Source organism: Janthinobacterium psychrotolerans (genome assembly GCF_001677885.1).
Lineage (GTDB): Bacteria > Pseudomonadota > Gammaproteobacteria > Burkholderiales > Burkholderiaceae_D > Janthinobacterium > Janthinobacterium psychrotolerans.
The window spans coordinates 18528-36503 of sequence record NZ_LOCQ01000035.1; the positions used below are offsets into that span (position 1 = coordinate 18528).

14 protein-coding genes and 1 tRNA gene are annotated in these 17976 nt (G+C 65.1%); 8 read left to right on the forward strand and 7 right to left on the reverse strand.

What is annotated here, in order from left to right; all coding sequences use genetic code 11:
- Window positions 1–65 precede the first annotated feature (65 nt).
- From ASR47_RS02030 to ASR47_RS02045, 4 genes are read right to left on the reverse strand one after another with little or no spacing between them, the layout of a single operon-like run.
- The gene (locus ASR47_RS02030) at window positions 66–791 is read right to left on the reverse strand and encodes a TorF family putative porin (RefSeq protein ID WP_171898871.1); all 726 of its coding nucleotides are present in this window, start codon (window positions 789–791) and stop codon (window positions 66–68) included.
- The gene (locus ASR47_RS02035; RefSeq protein ID WP_082988669.1) at window positions 743–2044 is read right to left on the reverse strand and encodes a S8 family peptidase; all 1302 of its coding nucleotides are present in this window, start codon (window positions 2042–2044) and stop codon (window positions 743–745) included. Before ASR47_RS02035 ends, ASR47_RS02030 begins: the two co-directional genes overlap by 49 nt.
- A complete protein-coding gene (locus tag ASR47_RS02040; protein WP_065306102.1) occupies window positions 2041–2676 on the reverse strand; it encodes a zf-HC2 domain-containing protein in 636 nt (211 codons plus the stop codon). The genes ASR47_RS02035 and ASR47_RS02040 overlap by 4 nt, the downstream gene beginning before the upstream one ends.
- Window positions 2673–3242, reverse strand: coding sequence for an RNA polymerase sigma factor (locus ASR47_RS02045; RefSeq protein ID WP_065306103.1), 570 nt, complete (start codon window positions 3240–3242; stop codon window positions 2673–2675). Before ASR47_RS02045 ends, ASR47_RS02040 begins: the two co-directional genes overlap by 4 nt.
- A gap of 145 nt (window positions 3243–3387) precedes the next feature.
- On the opposite strand from ASR47_RS02045, the gene mrtJ reads away from it, so the two are divergent.
- Genes mrtJ through trxB form a run of 7 tightly spaced genes read left to right on the forward strand, consistent with a single transcriptional unit; the run spans window position 3388 to window position 11471 of the window.
- On the forward strand, window positions 3388–3768 hold the full coding sequence (gene mrtJ, locus ASR47_RS02050) for a JDVT-CTERM system glutamic-type intramembrane protease MrtJ (protein ID WP_245714234.1): 381 nt from the start codon (window positions 3388–3390) through the stop codon (window positions 3766–3768).
- A gap of 28 nt (window positions 3769–3796) precedes the next feature.
- On the forward strand, window positions 3797–6424 hold the full coding sequence (locus ASR47_RS26325) for a choice-of-anchor D domain-containing protein (protein WP_342670529.1): 2628 nt from the start codon (window positions 3797–3799) through the stop codon (window positions 6422–6424).
- Window positions 6421–6654: a DUF4266 domain-containing protein gene (locus tag ASR47_RS02060; protein WP_065306104.1), complete on the forward strand. Its 234-nt coding sequence runs from the start codon at window positions 6421–6423 to the stop codon at window positions 6652–6654. Before ASR47_RS26325 ends, ASR47_RS02060 begins: the two co-directional genes overlap by 4 nt.
- Before the next feature lie 11 nt (window positions 6655–6665).
- Window positions 6666–7799, forward strand: coding sequence for a DUF3570 domain-containing protein (locus ASR47_RS02065; protein ID WP_065306105.1), 1134 nt, complete (start codon window positions 6666–6668; stop codon window positions 7797–7799).
- Window positions 7793–8689 carry an FAD:protein FMN transferase gene (locus tag ASR47_RS02070; RefSeq protein ID WP_082988670.1) on the forward strand — a complete coding sequence of 299 codons (897 nt, stop codon included), beginning with the start codon at window positions 7793–7795 and terminating at the stop codon, window positions 8687–8689. Before ASR47_RS02065 ends, ASR47_RS02070 begins: the two co-directional genes overlap by 7 nt.
- A complete protein-coding gene (dsbD, locus tag ASR47_RS02075; RefSeq protein WP_065306106.1) occupies window positions 8686–10515 on the forward strand; it encodes a protein-disulfide reductase DsbD in 1830 nt (609 codons plus the stop codon). The genes ASR47_RS02070 and dsbD overlap by 4 nt, the downstream gene beginning before the upstream one ends.
- A gap of 11 nt (window positions 10516–10526) precedes the next feature.
- Window positions 10527–11471, forward strand: coding sequence for a thioredoxin-disulfide reductase (gene trxB / locus ASR47_RS02080; RefSeq protein ID WP_150127641.1), 945 nt, complete (start codon window positions 10527–10529; stop codon window positions 11469–11471).
- A gap of 40 nt (window positions 11472–11511) precedes the next feature.
- Here trxB and ASR47_RS02085 read toward each other — a convergent pair whose 3' ends face one another.
- The 3 genes from ASR47_RS02085 to ssb all read right to left on the reverse strand — a co-directional run bounded on the left by ASR47_RS02085 (window position 11512) and on the right by ssb (window position 14748).
- Window positions 11512–13758, reverse strand: coding sequence for a hypothetical protein (locus tag ASR47_RS02085; protein ID WP_171898872.1), 2247 nt, complete (start codon window positions 13756–13758; stop codon window positions 11512–11514).
- Between the two features lie 103 nt (window positions 13759–13861).
- Window positions 13862–13936 (reverse strand) — tRNA-Lys (locus tag ASR47_RS02090).
- Between the two features lie 302 nt (window positions 13937–14238).
- Window positions 14239–14748 (reverse strand): single-stranded DNA-binding protein, encoded by a 510-nt coding sequence (gene ssb / locus ASR47_RS02095; RefSeq protein ID WP_065306109.1) that lies wholly within the window; start codon window positions 14746–14748, stop codon window positions 14239–14241.
- A gap of 373 nt (window positions 14749–15121) precedes the next feature.
- Between ssb and uvrA the strand changes: the two genes are divergently transcribed.
- Entirely contained in the window at window positions 15122–17971 is a 2850-nt protein-coding gene (gene uvrA / locus ASR47_RS02100) for an excinuclease ABC subunit UvrA (RefSeq protein WP_065306110.1), read from the forward strand.
- Window positions 17972–17976: the final 5 nt, after the last annotated feature.

The window sequence follows — 17976 nt, forward strand, 5'->3', positions numbered from 1 at the left end:
TGCTCGTGCGACAAGACGGTGCGTTCAATATACAACGCTGCAGAGGTATCCATCCACACCCGGCGTCAGAATGCGCGCGCCACCGTGACCACAAATTGGTGGGGCCAGCCGCCATCGGCCGCGGTCGTGGCGGCGCCGTAGCGGCCGCTGGTGGTCCCGCTGCGCAGGCGCGTCACTTCCAGCGACACTTGCGCCTGCCAGCCCTGGTGGGCGGTGGCCAGGCCGATACGCGCTTCGGCGCGGCGGCTCAGCGCATTATCGCGCGAGTAGAGATAGCCGCCGTGCCAGAACGCCTGCACGCGCGGCGCCAGCATCGAGCCGCCATTGAGCTCGCCATACAGGGTGCGTTCGCCAAAGCCCAGGTAATCGGGCGAATAATGCAGCCGTCCACTGAGCTTGCTGCCGGCCAGGCCGACGTAGACCTCGCGAAAGCTCCAGTTGGAATTATGCGGGAATGCATAGGCGCTCACGCCGGTTTCCCACGACAGCCCGGACGGCAGGCGCTGGGCATAGCCGGCGTAGCCGGTCCATTGCGCGCTGCGGTGTGGTTCCCCCACCAGTTGTCCCGTTACCACCTGCCCGCCGGCGTACCAGCCGGCCGTACCGTCATAATTGAGCGCGAGGCGCGCCGCCGGTTTGGCGTCACTGAGCGAGATGCCGCGATACAGATAGTTCGAGAGCAGGCCCGCGCTGCCGCTTAACTGCGCCTGAGCGGCAGGCGACAACAGCCAGGGCAGCACGCTCAGGGCGAGCGTGCGTAGTGGCTGCCGGTACCGGGTTGACACGCGCATGAGCATTTTCCTGAAATGCGGAGGATGGTGGCACACAGATCGATGCCGGTCAACGGCGCACTGCCCTGGTTCAGGACGATGGCCTCGCGCAGCCGCCCTGCCGCCAGTTGCGGCTTGAGTTCTTCCAGCAGCGCCAGCATGCCCGAGACATGGGCTGCGGCATACGACGATCCGGCCACCACGCCCCAGCGCCCGCCCGGCATGGTGGTGGGGATGTCGCGGCCCGGCGCCAGCAGCGCGTGCACGCCGGCGCGCGGCGCGGCGCCGTCGGACGCCACCGCAAACACGCCCGGCATATTGGCCGGGAAGCCGCCATCGGGCCGCGCCGGATCGACCGCGCCGACCACGCGGATGCCGCGCGCCTGCGCCACCTCCACCAGTTGCTGCAGCAGCCTGTCCTGCGGGCCGGACAGGCTGAGATTGATGATGTGCGCGCCGTTCGACAGCGCAAAGTTCAGCGCCTTGGCCAGCGTGAAGCTGTTGCAGCGGGTGGCGCTGGCGCTTTGCCAGCAGGCGCGCAGCGCCATCAGCCGCGCGTCCGGCGCCACGCCTTCGATGCCGACGCCGTTGCCGGCCCGCGCGGCGATCACTCCGGCCACCGCCGTGCCGTGCAATTCGGCCACGTATTTCTGGTTGTCGACGAAGTTCTCCTCGACCATCACCTGGCCCGCCAGGTCCGGATGGCCGCTCTCGATGCCGCTGTCGACCACCGCCACCATCACCTTGCGTCCGGTGGCGGCCTTGCGCACCTGGTCCAGCTGCCAGGGCGCGGCGGCCGGCTGCATGCGGTACAGGGGGTCACTGCCGCCTTGCGCGGCGAAGTCCTGGATCAGCTGCGCCCACTCGATGCGGCCGTCGCGCGACAAGGCCTCCAGCACGGGCGCGGCAGCCACGCCTGCGGGCAGGCGCATGCGGTAGCAGTCGATGCTCAGCGCGGGCATGGCCCAGTCCTCCATCAATTCGAGCTGATGGTCCTGGGCCACGGCGGCGGCGATGCGCTGGCGCGCGGCGCGGCCCGCGTCGTCGCGGTAGTTGGCGCTGCCGTAGTTGTCGGCGCGGTAATGCGGCGCCGGCAGGTGGAACATGACCAGGATTTCGGCGCTGGCGGCAGCTGGCGGTGCCTGGGATGCCCGGGACGCGTCATCCGGCGCATCGGCCACCGGCACGATGCGTGGCAAGTCCAGGTCTGGCTCCGGCTGCGCCATCGCAGCGCCGGCCAGCAGGCACAGCGCCAGCGCCAGGGCGCGCATCATGGCGCTCTGCCCGCTGTCAGCGATTCGGCCGTTTCCACCGACGGATCGGCGCGCAATGCCGCCAGCAATGGCGCCTGGCGGCCCGGCTCCACCTCAAGCATGTAGGCGCCGGTGACGGTGGGGCCGCCGATGATCTGGGCGCCGTTGGCCTGCAGGATGCGCTGCACGTCCTGCAGGCGCGCTTCAAGCCTGAAGACGACCAGCAGGTCCGGCGTCGAGGCCGGACCGCGCCCCAGCGCCTGATAAGCCGGCGCTTCGTCGCGCGGCAGCAGCTGCACCGTCACCAGCACGGCGATCGCGGCGAACTGCGCGCCCACGGCCCAGCCTTGCCAGCCTGCGCCTGCCAGCCAGGCGCGCAGGCGCTGGCCCGGCCCGATCGAGGCAGGCGGCGACGCCAGTTGCGGCATCAGGCGCGCCAGCGCGCGCTCCGGGTCCAGCCCTGCGGGCAGCGGGCCTTCCGTTTCCAGCAGCTTGCGCTGCCAGGCCAGATCGTCGCGGCAGACGGCGCAGCCGCGCAGGTGTTGCTGCATGCGCTCGGCTTCGGCCTCGCCCAGCGCACCGGACGCATACCAGGGCAGCAAATCCTGCAGCGCCTGGTGCTCGGTATCGCTCATTGTGCTTGGGGTACTCATCTCATCTCTTCCCTATGATCGGACAGCATGTCCTTCAGCTTTTGCCGCGCATGGAACATGCGCGTTTTTACCGTGTTGACCGGGCAGCCCATGGTCTCGGCGATTTCCTGATACGCCATGCCGTGGTAATAGGTCAGGCTGACCACCACCCGCTGTTCCACCGGCAGCGTATCGAGCGCCCGGCTCACGCCGCGCTGCAACTGGCGCGCCGCCAGCGCATGCTCGGGCTGGGCCGCGGCCGCACCCAATTGGTCCTCCTGCTGCTCGAGCGGTTCATCGAGTCCGCGCAGCGCCTTCAGACCCTGCCGATAGGCGATGCCAAACACCCAGGTGGACAGCTTGCAGCTGCCGTCAAAGGTATCGGCCTTCTGCCACACCACCAGCATGGTGTCGTTGATGATCTCTTCGATCAGCGGCACATTGCGGGTCAGGCGGTCCAGAAACCGCGCCAGGCGGGAAAAATAGGCGCGATACAGGGCCTGGAAGGCGAGCCTGTCGCCGTTCCTGATTCGCCCCAGCAAGGCCATTTCATCGAGCTCGTCCGGCACAGCCACCCCAATCCGCATGCAAATTCTCCTCTGACCCGGTAGATACCCGGCCGAGGAAAAAAGGTTCTACGCCAACGCAAAAATATATTTCTCACTTGAAATTGAACCATGTTGGCACGGGCCGGTATAGACCGCGACAACATTAACGGATTGCTCAGCCAGCGTGCTTGCCTCGCCCCCCTCCCTGTTTTGCGGCCCGGCCCTGCTGTCGCCGGACCTCGCCGCCGTGGCGCGCCTGCTGTTGCTCGCGCCCGTGCTCGAAGAGTGGATCATGCGCGCCGGCTTGCAGGAGTGGCTGTTGCGCCGGACCTCGCCCATGCCGGCGCTGCTGGCCAGCGCCGCCGTCTTCAGCGCCCTGCATCTCGGCTCGGGCCTGGCGGCGGCGGCGCTGGTGTTCTGGCCCGGGCTGCTGCTTGGCGCAGTGTACCAGCGCTGGCGGGACTGGCGCCTGTGCGTGCTGGCGCATGCCTTGTGCAACGGCTTCGCGATCACTGTTTGTGGGTCTGTTTTTGGATCTGGTTTTGTACCGCATTTTGCACCCTGATTTGTACCTTGAGCTCACTGGAGAACCGATGAAAAGAATTCGACCGCCCCACCGCCGTGCGTTATGCACGGCCGGCATCTGGGCCTTGCTGGCGCTCGGCGTCTCGGCGCAAGCCGCCGATGCGCTGAACGGCAAGAGCCTGTATCTGAACGGCCCGGCGTCCGGCGGCACCTCCTGCGCCGCCTGCCACGGCGCATCACCGGCGGCCAACGTGAACGGCATCCGCGCGGCGGCCAACAATCCTGGCGTGATCAGCAACGCCTTCGCCGCCAACCGTGGCGGCATGGGCTCTCTTTTCAACGGCAAGTTCAGTGCGGCGGAAATCGCCGACCTGGCGGCATTCATCGGCAATCCTGACGTGAGCTCCGCGCCGGCGGCAACCCTGGCGCCGGCCACGCTGGCCTTCGGCGGCACCACCGTCGGCCAGGCCAGCACGGCCATGAGCACGACACTGAGCAACAGCGGCAACGCGGCGCTCAATATCAGCGCGCTGGCCGTCGGCGGCGCCAACCCGGGCGACTTCGCCATCAGCGGCGGCAGCTGCGCCGCCGGCGCCAGCGTGGCGGCAGGCGCCAGCTGCAATGTGCAGCTGGTGTTCCGTCCGAGCGGCGCTGGCGCGCGCGGCGCGGCGCTCGCTATCAGCCACAACGCCACGGGCGCCAGCAGCAGCGTGGCGCTGAGCGGCACCGGCAATGCGGTCGCCAGCGCCACCGTTGCGCTGTCGGCGAACGCACTGAACTTCGGCGCACTGCTGACCGGCAGCGCTTCGCCCGCACAAAGCATCACCGTCAACAACGCCGGCCAGGCGGCACTGAGCTTGAGCGGCATCAGCCTGTCGGGCGCCAATGCCGCCATCTTCACGCTCGGTGGCAGCTGCGCCACCGCCACCGCCGTACCGGCGGGCGGCAGCTGCACCGTGACGGTGGTCGCCACGCCCACCGCGGCCGGCCCGTTTGCGGCAAACCTGAATCTGGCCTCGAACGCCAGCAATGGCGGCATCGCGGTCAGCCTGGCGGGCAGCGCCAGCGCAGCGGCGCCTGCGCTGGCGGCCAATCCGACCGCGCTCTCGTTCGGCGCGCAGACCATCGGCGCCGGCGCCACCACGCAAAGCGTGGCCATCACCAACCGTGGCAACGTGCCGGTGACCTTTACCAGCGTCGCCGTCAGCGGCGCACCGTCGGTGACCATTGGCAGCGGCGGCTGCGCCGGCACGCTGGCGGTGGCGGCCAGCTGCAACGTGCCGCTGGCCTTCGCGCCCACCGCCGAAGGCAGCGTGAACGCCATCTTGCTGCTGCGCTCGAACGCGGCCGACGTCTCGGTGGCCGTCACCGGTTCCGGCACCACGGCCGCCGTGGCGCGCCCTGCGCTGTCTGAAACCGGACCAGTCGCTTTTGCCGATACGCAGGTGGGCCAGCAGGCCGCTGCGCACCGCACCACGCTAAGCAACAATGGCAGCGCCGCGCTGAAAATCACCACCCTGGCAGCAGGCGGCGGCAATCCGGGCGACTTCGCACTGGCCGGCACCTGCGCCATTGGCGGCAGCGTCAGCCCCGGCGCCAGCTGCACCATCGACTCGATCTTCAAGCCTGCCGCCGCTGGCGCCCGCAGCGCCGACCTGGTGCTGATGACCGATGGCGGCGCGCAGCTGAGCCTGCGCCTCAATGGCAATGGCCTGGCCGTGCCCACCAGCACGCCGTCCCTGAGCGCCAGTCCGCAGGCGTTCGACTTCGGCAGCGCCACGGTCGGCGATACCGGTCCGCTCAAGCGCTTCACGCTGACCAATAGCGGCAGCGTGGCGCTGACCATCAACAGCGCCACCTTCAGCGGACCCTACGCCACCGCCAACGATGCCAAGGCCTGCGGCGCGTTCCCGCTGACGCTGGCCGCCGGCGCCTCGTGCGAACTGCCGGTGCGCTTCACCCCGACCACCGCCGGCAGCGCGAGCGGCAACCTGACGCTGCAAGCGGCTGGCGCCAGCTGGACCATCGCCCTGAGCGGCCAGGGCGCGGCATCGGTCGTTGTCAGCGGCCAGCCGCAAAACCATGGCGGCGGCGGCTGCTCCGCCGCCCAGGATGGCAATGATCCGATGCTGGCGCTACTGGTGCTGCTGGCAGCCGGTGTGCTGGCATGGCGCCGCCGCAAGCCGCACGCGGCCGCCGTGGCCGGCACGCTGGCCGGCGTCGCCGCCTGCGCCCTGTTCGCGCTGCCAGCACCGGCGTCCGCGCTGGAAACGGGCACGCCAGCGCCAGCCTTCACGCTGAGCGGCCCGGATGGCGCCGTCAAGCTGGAGCAGTACCGCGGAAAGCTGGTGTACCTCGATTTCTGGGCCTCGTGGTGCGGCCCCTGCCGCCAGTCATTCCCGTGGATGAACGAGATGCAGGCGCGCTACGGCAGCCAGGGTTTGCAAATCGTCGGCATCAATGTCGATGCCAAGGCCGATGATGCGCGCAGCTTCCTCGGCACCACGCCGGCCCGCTTCGCCGTCGCCTTCGATCCCAGCGGCGCCACGCCGCGCGCCTACGGCGTCAAGGGCATGCCCAGCAGCGTGCTGATCGGCCCGGACGGCAAGGTGCTGTTTGAGCACAGCGGCTTTCGTGCCGCCGACCGCGAAGCGCTGGAAAGCCGCATCAAGACCGCACTGGGAGCGCTGAAATGAAGACACGCACTTCAATACGAACCGTGCTGGCGCTGTGCGCCACCGTGGCCGGCTTGTCCGGCTGCGCGCTGCCACCGGTGCAGCCGTGGGAAAAAGGCCAGCTGGCGCGTCCGGACATGCTGATCCAGGGCGATGGACTGGCGGCCCGCTTCAATGAACACATCTACGCCAGCAAGGAAGCCGCCTCCGGCGGCAGCGCGGTTGGCGGCGGCGGCTGCGGCTGCAATTGACAAGGACGACCATGGATCACAACAAACAGCCTTCGGTAGGACAAGCACTGCTGGCGGCGGCCATGCTGCTGCCGGCAGTGGTGCACGCCGAAACGCCGCCCGAGCGCGGCGCCATCAGCGTCAAATACCTGGACTACAGGGAAAGCCAGCCGGGCCTGGACCGGATTCGGGTGCACGCCCCGTCGATCTCGGTGCTGGCGCCGGTGGCAGGCGATTGGGCGATCGCCGCCAGCGCGACCACCGACGATGTCTCCGGCGCTTCGCCGCGCTACCATACGGCGGTGTCGGGCGCCTCGCGCATGCACGATCTGCGCAAGGCGGGCGATGTCGCCGTCACGCGCTATCTGCCCGGCGGCACCATCAGCCTGGGCGCGGCCTTCTCCACCGAGCATGACTACCGCTCGCGCGCGCTGTCGCTGCAAGGCACGGTCAACAGCGAAGACAAGAACACCACCTGGGCCTTCGGCGTGGGCGGTTCGGACGACGCCATCAATCCGGTCAACCGCATCGTCGCCAATGAAGGCCGCCAGACCGTGAACCTGCTGGCCGGCGTGACGCATGTGTTCACGCCGGTCGATATCGGCCAGCTCACCTACACCCACACCAGCGGCCATGGTTATTACTCCGATCCGTACAAGCTGGTCGACAACCGTCCGCGCAAGCGCGATCAGGATACCCTGCTGGCACAGTGGAACCACCGTTTCGTGGGCCTTGATGCCACCAGCCGCCTGAGCTACCGCTATTACCGCGACAGCTTCGGCGTCAGCGCGCATACGCTGTCGACGGAGTGGGTGCAATCGCTGGCCGGCGGCTGGACGCTCACGCCATCGCTGCGCCTGTATTCGCAGCGCGCGGCGCACTTTTATTTCGACCCGGTGTACGGCGCCGGCACCGGCGCGCCCTTCCCGCCAGGCTATGTGTTCGGCGGCGCGGCCTTTACCTCGGCCGACCAGCGCCTGTCCGGGTTTGGCGCCGTCACGGCCGGCATCAAGGTCGCCAGGCAGATCGACCAGGACTGGAGCGTGGACCTGAAGCTGGAGCGCTATGAGCAGCGCGGCGCCTGGCGCGCGTTCGGCGATGGCAGTGCGGGCCTGGCGCCGCTGCGCGCCACCAGCATGCAAATCGGTTTCACGCGACTGTGGTAGCCGGCATCCACAGCGTCGCCTTCACGGCCATGGGCAGCCGCTGCGACATTCGTGTGGTGGCTGACGATGGCGAGGCGGCGCGCCTGATCGCCGCACCGGCCATCGCCGAAGTACGCCGGATTGAAAACAAATATACACGCTACCGCAGCGACAGCATCATCAGCCGCATCAATGCCGCCGCAGGGCTGTCAGTGGTGGAGTGCGACGATGAGACGGCTGCGCTGCTGGCCTATGCCGACCGGCTGCATGCCGCCAGCAGGGGGCTGTTCGACATCACTTCCGGCGTGCTGCGCAAGGTCTGGGATTTTCGCAACAGCCGCCTGCCCAGGTCCGGCGCCTTGAACGAGTTGCTGCCCCTGGTCGGCTGGAACAAGGTCGTGCGCGGCAATGCCAGGGTGTTCCTGCCCATGCGGGGCATGGAACTCGATTTCGGCGGCTTCGGCAAGGAGTACGCCGTCGACCAGGCGGCTGCGGTGCTGGCGGAGATGGGCGTGGAGCACGGCTACGTGAACCTGGGCGGCGACATGCGCTTTCTCGGGCCGCGTGCCGATGGCGCCGCGTGGAGCATCGGCATCCAGGACCCGCGCGCCATGGCGAACACGGTCGCGAGCCTGCCGATCAGCCGCGGCGCGCTGGCCACCAGCGGCGATTACGAACGTTTTATTGAAGTCAAAGGCCGGCGCTATTGCCATGTGCTCGATCCGCGCACCGGCATGCCGGTGTCGTACTGGCGCTCGGTCAGCGTGGTGGCGCCGCTGGCGCTCACCGCTGGCAGTTGCACCACCATCGCCATGCTGATGGAGCAAGACGGACTCGATTTTCTCGACCGTTGCGGCATGGGCTATCTGGCCATTGATCAGCAAGGACACATTTTCAGGAGAACCCCATGAAGTCGATTTTTAAGTGCTTGTGCGCGCTGCTGCTGGCGGCCTGGCTGCCGTTTGCTGCGGCGGCGGACTTTCTGCCGCCCGAGCAGGCGTTTGTATTGAAGGCGGAACTGCGCGATGCGCATACCGTCGCATTGCGCTGGACCATCCCGCCGGGCTATCACCTGTACCGCGAGCGGCTGTCCTTCACCGGCCCCGGCGTGGGACAGCCGCAACTACCTGCGGGCAAGCGCAAGTTCGACGAGAACTTCGGCAAGGAGATGGAGACGTATTACACCTCGCTTGCTCTGGATGTACCTGTCAGCGGCACGGCGCCGTTTGATCTGACGCTCGGCTACCAGGGCTGTGCCGACGCCGGGCTATGCTATCCGCCCGTGGTGCTGACCTACACCGTCAATCCGGCAGCGCCCGGCGTCTTGACCGCGAAGACTGCCGATGATGCCGGCGCACCTGCCGCCGCAGTTGCGGCTACGCCTGCCACCCCGGCGGCTGCCCCGGCGGCTGCCGCGGCCGCCCACGCCGAGGATGACACCTCGCTCGCCCAGCGCACCCTGCAAAGCGGCAGCCTGTGGCGCATCGGCGGCGCTTTCCTGGTATTCGGCCTGCTGCTGTCCTTCACGCCCTGCGTGCTGCCGATGGTGCCCATCCTGTCCTCCATCATCGTCGGCGAAGGCGGGGTGACACGCAGGCGCGGCCTGCTGCTGGCCGCCGCCTACAGCCTGGGCATGGCCCTGGTCTACACCGCGCTCGGCGTGGCGGCGGGCCTGGCCGGCGAAGGCCTGGCGGGCGCCCTGCAAAAGCCCTGGGTACTGCTGACCTTTGGCGCGCTGCTGTTCGCCCTGGCCCTGTCGATGTTCGACGTCTACCAGTTGCAGCTGCCCGGTTCCCTGCAAAGCCGCCTGAGCGAATCGAGCGGACGCCAGAGCGGCGGCAAGCTGGCCGGCGTCTTCATCATGGGAGCGTTATCGGCGCTGATCGTCGGCCCCTGCGTGGCGGGACCGCTGGCCGGCGCACTGCTCTACATCAGCAAGACCGGCAATGCCGCCACCGGCGGCTGGGCGCTGTTCGCCATGGCCGCCGGCATGAGCGTACCGCTGCTGCTGACGGGCCTGTCGGCTGGCAGCCTGCTGCCGCGCGCCGGGGCCTGGATGAACAACGTCAAGAAAGTCTTCGGCCTGCTGCTGATCGCGGTGGCCATCTGGATGATCGGCCCGGTACTGTCGGTCACGGCCAGCATGGCGCTGTGGGGCGTATTCGCCATCCTGTGCGCGACCTTCCTGCTTGCCGGCGCAGCGCTGCCGAAAGGCGCGGGCATCGGCGCCTATGCCGCCAGGACGCTGGGCGTGGTGATGCTGCTGGCCGGTCTGTTTGAACTGGTCGGCGCCGCCAGCTCGGGCACCGACGTGCTGCAGCCGCTGGCGCATCTGCGCGGCGGCGGCGCGGTGGCCGGCGCCACGACCGGCGCGCATGAGGGCCCGCGCTTCACCCGTATCCGCACGGTCGCCGAACTCGATCAGGTGCTGGCCAGCGCCGGCAAGCCGGTCATGCTCGACTTCTACGCCGACTGGTGCGTGGCCTGCAAGGAGATGGAGCGCATGACCTTCTCCGACGGCCGCGTCGCCACGGCCATGGGCGGCATGCGGCTGCTCCAGGTCGATGTCACCGCCAACAATGCCGACGACCGCGCGCTGATGAAGCGCTTCGAGCTGTTCGGCCCACCCGGCATCATCCTGTTCGACGCCAGTGGCAAGGAAGTGCCGCAAGCGCGCGTGATCGGCTTCATGCCGCCCGAAACCTTTGTGCGCCAGTTGCAGCGCACCGCCACATGACAGGAGCTTGCATGAGCCACCACCGTCTGCTTATCCTCGGTTCCGGCCCGGCCGGCTACTCGGCCGCCGTGTACGCGGCGCGCGCCAACCTGCAGCCGACGCTGATCACCGGCATCGCCCAGGGCGGCCAGCTGATGACCACCACCGACGTCGAAAACTGGCCCGCCGATCCGCTCGGCGTGCAGGGCCCGGAACTGATGGAACGCTTCCGCCAGCACGCCGAACGCTTCGGCACGCGCATGGTGTTCGACCATATCCACACCGCCCATCTGTTAGAAAAGCCGCTCCGCCTGGTCGGTGATGGCGGCCAGTACACCTGCGATGCGCTGATCATCGCCACCGGCGCCTCGGCCCAGTACCTGGGACTGCCGTCCGAGCAAGCGTACATGGGACGCGGCGTGTCGGCCTGCGCCACCTGCGACGGTTTTTTCTATCGCGGCCGTGAAGTTGCCGTCATCGGCGGCGGCAATACGGCGGTCGAGGAAGCGCTGTATCTGTCGACCATCGCCTCGCGCGTGACGCTGATACACCGGCGCGATCAATTCCGCGCCGAGCCGATCCTGGTCGACCGCCTGATGGCGAAAGTGCGGCAAGGCGCGATTGTGCTCAAACTGAACGCCAGCTTGCATGAAGTATGCGGCGACGACAGCGGCGTGACGGGCGTGGCCCTGCGGCGCCAGGATGGCGAGCTGGAACAGCTGCCCGTGCACGGCGTGTTTGTCGCCATCGGCCACAAACCGAACACCGCCATCTTCGAAGGCCAACTGGCCATGCACAACGGCTATCTGCGTACCCGCAGCGGCACCGAGGGCATGGCGACCGCCACCTCCATCGCGGGCGTCTTTGCCGCCGGCGACGTGCAGGACCATATCTACCGCCAGGCCATCACCAGCGCCGGCACCGGCTGCATGGCGGCGCTCGATGCGCAGCGTTACCTGGAGGCCATGCAGATGTGACGTTGGCATGACATTGAACTGCCTGGCTTGGCACCTCGGGTCAAACGCCTTCGTCCTCTGCTTGGCGCAATAGCCAATGACCGGTTTCAGACCAGCCAAGAAATTGGCGGCCTTGTTTTTCCATTGACAACGGCGCAGAAGACATGCGGGCCGATGCGCATGATGTGAGTCCATCCAGCACCGGCCGGTAGCGCAACTGGAATTGTTCCGACTGCTGTTTGTAATGCTCTTCCATCCAGTCGAGCGTCAATTTCAGTTCTGCAGGTGGGAGCATGGACAGGAAAAAAACCATCTGGCGCCACGCATAGGCAGAGTTCTTGACTCGGATGAGCTTCGCATGCCAGTCGACCAGCTGCAACTGATTGCGGGCACATATCCATCGGAAGCACGATTGCGCCATGTCGCGGAACCTGTTCTGCAAAGAGTTTTTTAGTTGCAAGCCGGAGATCAATGCCGCCAGGTTATGGGTTGTCAGAATCTGTTGCTGCTCAATGATCATGCCGTTTGACGCCGGGCGCCATTGGCCCAGTTGTACCCCGGCACGTTGCGCGCAAAGCTGCGCGAATCCCGCTTTTACCTGCCGCTTCGGCGCCGGTTCGCGAGCATGGCTGTCCTGAAGGCTTTCGATTTGGGCCGCATCGATTTCGTAGTAGTCGGCGTAGAGCGAGCCTTGCAGCATCCCGCAGGCGAGCTTTGCCGCTCGCGCGAACTTCGATCCGAACTCGCCCATGAAGATATCGCTTGCGAGTTCCTCCACAAGCGGGATCGCCAAGCCGGCGCGCGACGCGAGGTCCGCGATTTCGCGCACAAGCTTGTTCGGCAGAATCGCGTGTGGGAAATGCTCCAATGTGAGGATGACGATCTGCTGCAACGCCTGGCGCGATGCGGTAGCTGCCGAAAGATCCTTGCGGCGGAAGCTTTCAATCGCATTCACCCAAGGCAACTCGGCCAGGCGTACCTGGCTCTCCAGGTTCAGGAGCAACAAGGAACGGCGCTGCCTGAACGCGCGATGGATGGCCGCGTACAACTGCTGCAGACTTTCATTCTCAAGCCCCAGGCCATGCATTCCAGATGTCACTTGCGGGAGCACTTGCGCCATTACCTCTCCCGACGAGATCAAGCCGCGGCGCGTCAGTTCCTCAATAGAGTCTTTAAGGCATCGATCAATCTTGCGCCGTACCGACCGCGGAATGGCGGTTCCCGCCGGCACCCTCGGGGTCGCTTCGGCCTCCGTGACTGCGATCTTGCATAGCTCTGTGTCGTCCAGTCCGTCAAGCTGTTCGAATGATGTCAACCGCTGTTCTATCAGATGAGCGATCTCGGCATGCAGCGGCGCTGAAACTTCCGCGCGATGAAGCTGCCGGACTTGTGCATTTTGCGCTGAAAGCGGATGCCCCCTTTTGGCCACGCTGCAACGGAATATATGACGAATGCGTCCCAGATCTTTCGCTGGCAGCGCACCGAAACCGATGACACAGGCCTGCAGATAGCCGCGAAGCTGGAGATGATGGCTACCGGCTTTACGATACTTGGACGGCAGCCTGCTCGCTTGATCGACCTCTTCGAACGCCAACAACAGCTCGCGCGCTTGGCCAAGCCAATCCGCTGGACAGACCTGGCACGGCCAGTCATCGTGCGTCATGGTTTGTGCGAACAATGCCAGCAGGCGGTCGTGCAAGGGTGCATATGCCGCTACAGCATGACGCTGCGCCAGAATGGCAGGATTCGGCGCGATACGGCGCAGCCGTTCGCGTGTCGTCGCAACGTCTTGAACCTGGACACCGGCATCGTAACGGTGTGGGCGGAAACCCGGGACTGGATAAAAACGTAGCACCGGGAACAGCGGCGAGATTGTGCTGAGGATATCCCGGGCCATCTCCGCATGTCCCTCCCGGCACATCCAGGCAATTGCCAGCAACGCGCCTTCTTCCGGGTAACGGATCGCGTAGCGTCTGTCATCGAGCCACGACAATAGCTCACCCATCCCTTGATCCGTCACGAAATATGCGTTCAGACGCAGCCTGGCATCCTCGTTTTCCGGGATGGACAGACGCTTGATCAGTTGCGTTTCGTAGACCTCCAACGGGCCGCCGGCAAGCACACGGCCGGTTGCAAATCCGCCCGTGGCGACTTCCAGCGTCGCCCATGCCGGGGTATCCGGCAAGGGTGTACGTGAGCCGTAACGCGCTGCGCCACTGAGAACGTTGGAGACAATTTCCTGCCACTGTGTCACGCGGCGCGCGGACCGTTCCGCCAGTTCGGCATCTTCTGTTTGTTCAGTCGCCAACAACGCCTTGGCTAATTGTCCAGCTGCATAAGCCGTGCATGCCGGGACGTCAACACCAGCAACATCGTCGTTTGATTTCCGCACTGGTTCCTGATCCTTTGCCTGGGTTCGGGGGCTGGAATCGAACCAGCGCCATCTCGGTTAAGAGCCGAGCGTTCTTCCACTGAACTACCCCGAAATTGTCTGCTGCAGCGTACAGAAAAATAGAAGAGTGAGCAACTTGCATGTGTTGTCCAAGGCAACAACGAAAACAAGCCGGTCAAAAGCAGCCTTCCGCCTGTTCCTGACGACCGTATCTGGCGGTGGAGCGGCACGAAATCCCACGTGCCACCCAAGCGGCCCTCACCTATATTTATCCCAACATCATCATCGCTTGCTCGAAAAAGTGTCAACCTGTTACAGGACGGGTCAGAACAATAAAAAAGCCTCACCAATCAGGGCGAGGCTTTGCGTTGTTTACACTTTTAAATGTGTTCCACCTCAGAACGGAATATCGTCATCCATATCCGAGAAATTCGGGGCTGGCTTCGGTGCCGGGCGCGGGGCTGGCGCCGGGGCCGGACGCGGGGCTGGGGCCTGGCGCGGGGCCGGGGCGTCGTAGCCGCCGCTGTTGCCACCGTAGCTGTCGTCGCCGCCGGCGTCGCCGCCCATGCCGGAACGGCCGCCCAGCATTTGCATGTTTTCCGCGATGATGTCGGTTGCGTATTTCTCGACGCCGTCCTTGTCCGTGTATTTACGGGTTTGCAGGCGGCCTTCGACGTAGACCGAGGAACCTTTTTTCAGGTATTGGCCGACGATTTCAGCCAGGCGGCCGAAGAACGAGATGCGGTGCCATTCGGTCAACTCTTTTTGTTCGCCCGTGTTGCGGTCCTTCGATTTGTACGAAGTGGCCACGGCGATGTTGGCGATCGCGTCGCCGCTAGGCATGTAGCGGATTTCCGGGTCGCGGCCCAGATTGCCGACGATAATGACTTTGTTGACTGATGCCATGAATAACTCCTGATGAACGGCTGCGACAGTCGGAATTGCCGCACGTTGGATTGTCTGTAAACGGGAATTATAAGCGAGTAGGCGATGCAAAGCACCCGCTTTCTGGACGGCCCCGCAACTGTGCGGCGCAACGCTTTTTTCTTGGTACGCACGAACAAGAATATTGAATACTGGTATTATATACAGTATCAAATCAGCTGTACGCATCTGCATCAACCTTTGTCCGCGCACGCCGGGCAGGCGGCAATATTCGCTTGCGACGTCCCCGCGCGTGCGCACCAAAACCCGGCTATAGTTACAAGTTGACCCGCTGCATGCCCGTTTTTCGGGCGGTACGGGCACACCGCACCCTACTGAAAGCAAGGCTCATCACATGGAACAGATCCGCATTCGCGGTGCTCGCACGCATAACCTCAAGAATATCAGTCTCGATTTGCCGCGCAACAAGCTGATCGTGATTACCGGCCTGTCCGGCTCCGGCAAGTCCTCGCTGGCCTTCGACACCCTGTACGCGGAAGGACAGCGCCGCTATGTCGAGTCGCTGTCGGCCTACGCGCGCCAGTTTTTGCAACTGATGGAAAAACCCGACGTCGACCTGATCGAAGGCCTGTCGCCAGCCATTTCCATCGAACAGAAAGCCACTTCGCACAACCCGCGCTCCACCGTGGGCACGGTGACGGAAATCCACGATTACCTGCGCTTGCTGTATGCGCGCGTCGGCACGCCGTATTGCATCAACCATCCGGAACACGCGCTGGCCGCGCAGACCGTGTCGCAAATGGTCGACGCCGTGCTGGCCATGCCGGAAGACACCAAGCTGATGATCCTCGCGCCCGTGGTGGCCAACCGCAAGGGTGAACACGTCGACCTGTTCGAGCAGATGCAGGCGCAGGGCTTCGTGCGCTTTCGCGTGCAGAGCGGCACGCACGAGGCGAAGATCTATGAAGTCGACGACCTGCCGAAACTGAAGAAAACCGAAAAGCACACGATCGACGTGGTGATCGACCGGGTCAAGGTCAACCAGGACATCAAGCAGCGCCTGGCGGAAAGTTTTGAAACGGCCCTGCGCCTGGCCGATGGCCGCGCCATCGCCTACGAAATGGATAGCGCGCAGGAACAGGTGTTCTCGAACAAGTTCGCCTGCAACGAGTGCGGCTACTCGCTGCAGGAGCTGGAACCGCGGCTGTTCTCGTTCAACAATCCGATGGGCGCCTGCCCGGAGTGCGACGGTCTTGGCCACATTGAATTCTTTGACCCGAAACGCATCGTTGCGTTCCCCAACCTGTCGCTGGCCTCGGGCGCGGTCAAGGGCTGGGATCGCCGCAACCAGTTTTACTTCCAGATGCTGTCGAACCTGGCCGACTTTTACGAGTTCGACCTCGACCTGCCGTTCGAGCAGCTGGAGCTGAACGCCCAGCAAGCCGTGCTGTACGGCTCGGGCAAGCAGGTGGTGCCGTTCAGCTATGTGAACGAACGCGGCCGCACTGTGGTGAAGGAACATACCTTCGAAGGCGTGGTCAACAATCTGCAGCGCCGCTACCGTGAAACCGATTCGATGGCCGTGAAGGAAGAGCTGGCCAAGTTCATCAATGAAAAATGCTGCCCATCCTGTGACGGCGCGCGCCTGCGCGTGGAAGCGCGCCATGTGAAAGTCGGTACCGGCAAGCAGCAGCGTGCGATCTATGAAGTGGCGGAAAAGCCGCTGCGCGACACGCTCGATTTCTTTGAAAAACTGAAATTGACGGGTGCCAAGAAAGAGATCGCCGACCGGGTGGTGAAAGAGATCATTTCGCGCCTGAAATTCCTCAACAACGTGGGCCTCGACTACCTGTCGCTCGACCGCAGCGCCGATACCTTGTCGGGCGGCGAAGCGCAGCGCATTCGCCTCGCCTCGCAGATCGGCTCGGGCCTGACGGGCGTGATGTATGTGCTCGACGAACCGTCGATCGGCCTGCACCAGCGCGACAACGACCGCCTGATCGAAACGCTGAAACACCTGCGCGATATCGGCAACAGCGTGCTGGTGGTCGAGCATGACGAAGACGCGATCCGCACCGCCGATTACATCGTCGACATGGGCGTGGGCGCCGGCGTGCACGGCGGCGAGATCATCGCCGAAGGCACCTTGAAGGACATCCTGAAAAACAAGAAGTCGCTGACGGCGCAATACCTGAATGGCAAGCTGAAAATCGCGGTGCCGAAGAAACGCCATGCCAGCAATCCTGAAAAGCAGCTCGTCATTACTGGCGCGACCGGCAACAACCTGAAAAAAGTCTCGCTGAGCCTGCCGGTGGGCCTGATGACGTGCGTGACGGGCGTGTCCGGTTCGGGCAAGTCCTCGCTGGTGAACGATACGCTGTATCCGGCCCTGTCGCGCCATTTGTACGGTTCGCAAACGGAACCGGCGCCGCACGATTCGATCAGCGGCCTGGAGCATTTCGACAAGGTCATTTCCGTCGACCAGGCGCCGATCGGCCGCACACCGCGCTCGAACCCGGCCACCTATACCGGCTTGTTTACACCGATCCGCGACTTGTTCTCGACCGTGCCGACGGCCAAGGAACGCGGCTACAGCGCGGGCCGCTTCTCGTTCAACGTCAAGGGTGGGCGCTGCGAAGCATGCCAGGGCGATGGCGTGATCAAGGTCGAGATGCACTTTTTGCCGGACGTGTATGTGCCGTGCGATGTCTGCCACGGCAAGCGCTACAACCGCGAAACGCTGGAAGTGCAGTACAAGGGCAAGAACATCACGGAAGTGCTGGGCATGACGGTGGAAGAGGCGCATGAATTCTTCAAGCCGGTGCCGCTGATCGCGCGCAAGCTGCAGACCTTGCTCGACGTGGGCCTGGGCTACATCAAGCTGGGCCAGAGCGCCACCACCCTGTCGGGCGGCGAGGCGCAGCGCGTCAAGTTGTCGCTCGAATTGTCGAAGCGCGACACCGGCCGCACCCTGTATATCCTGGACGAGCCGACCACCGGCCTGCACTTCCACGATATCGACCTGCTGATGAAAGTGATCCACCGCCTGCGCGACCAGGGCAATACCCTGGTGATCATCGAACACAACCTGGACGTGATCAAGACGGCCGACTGGATCGTCGACCTGGGCCCCGAAGGCGGCGCGGGCGGCGGGCAGATCATCGCCACCGGCACGCCGGAAGACGTGGCCTTGAATCCGGCCAGCGTGACGGGGAAATACCTGGGGCCGCTGCTGAAGCAGTAATCAGC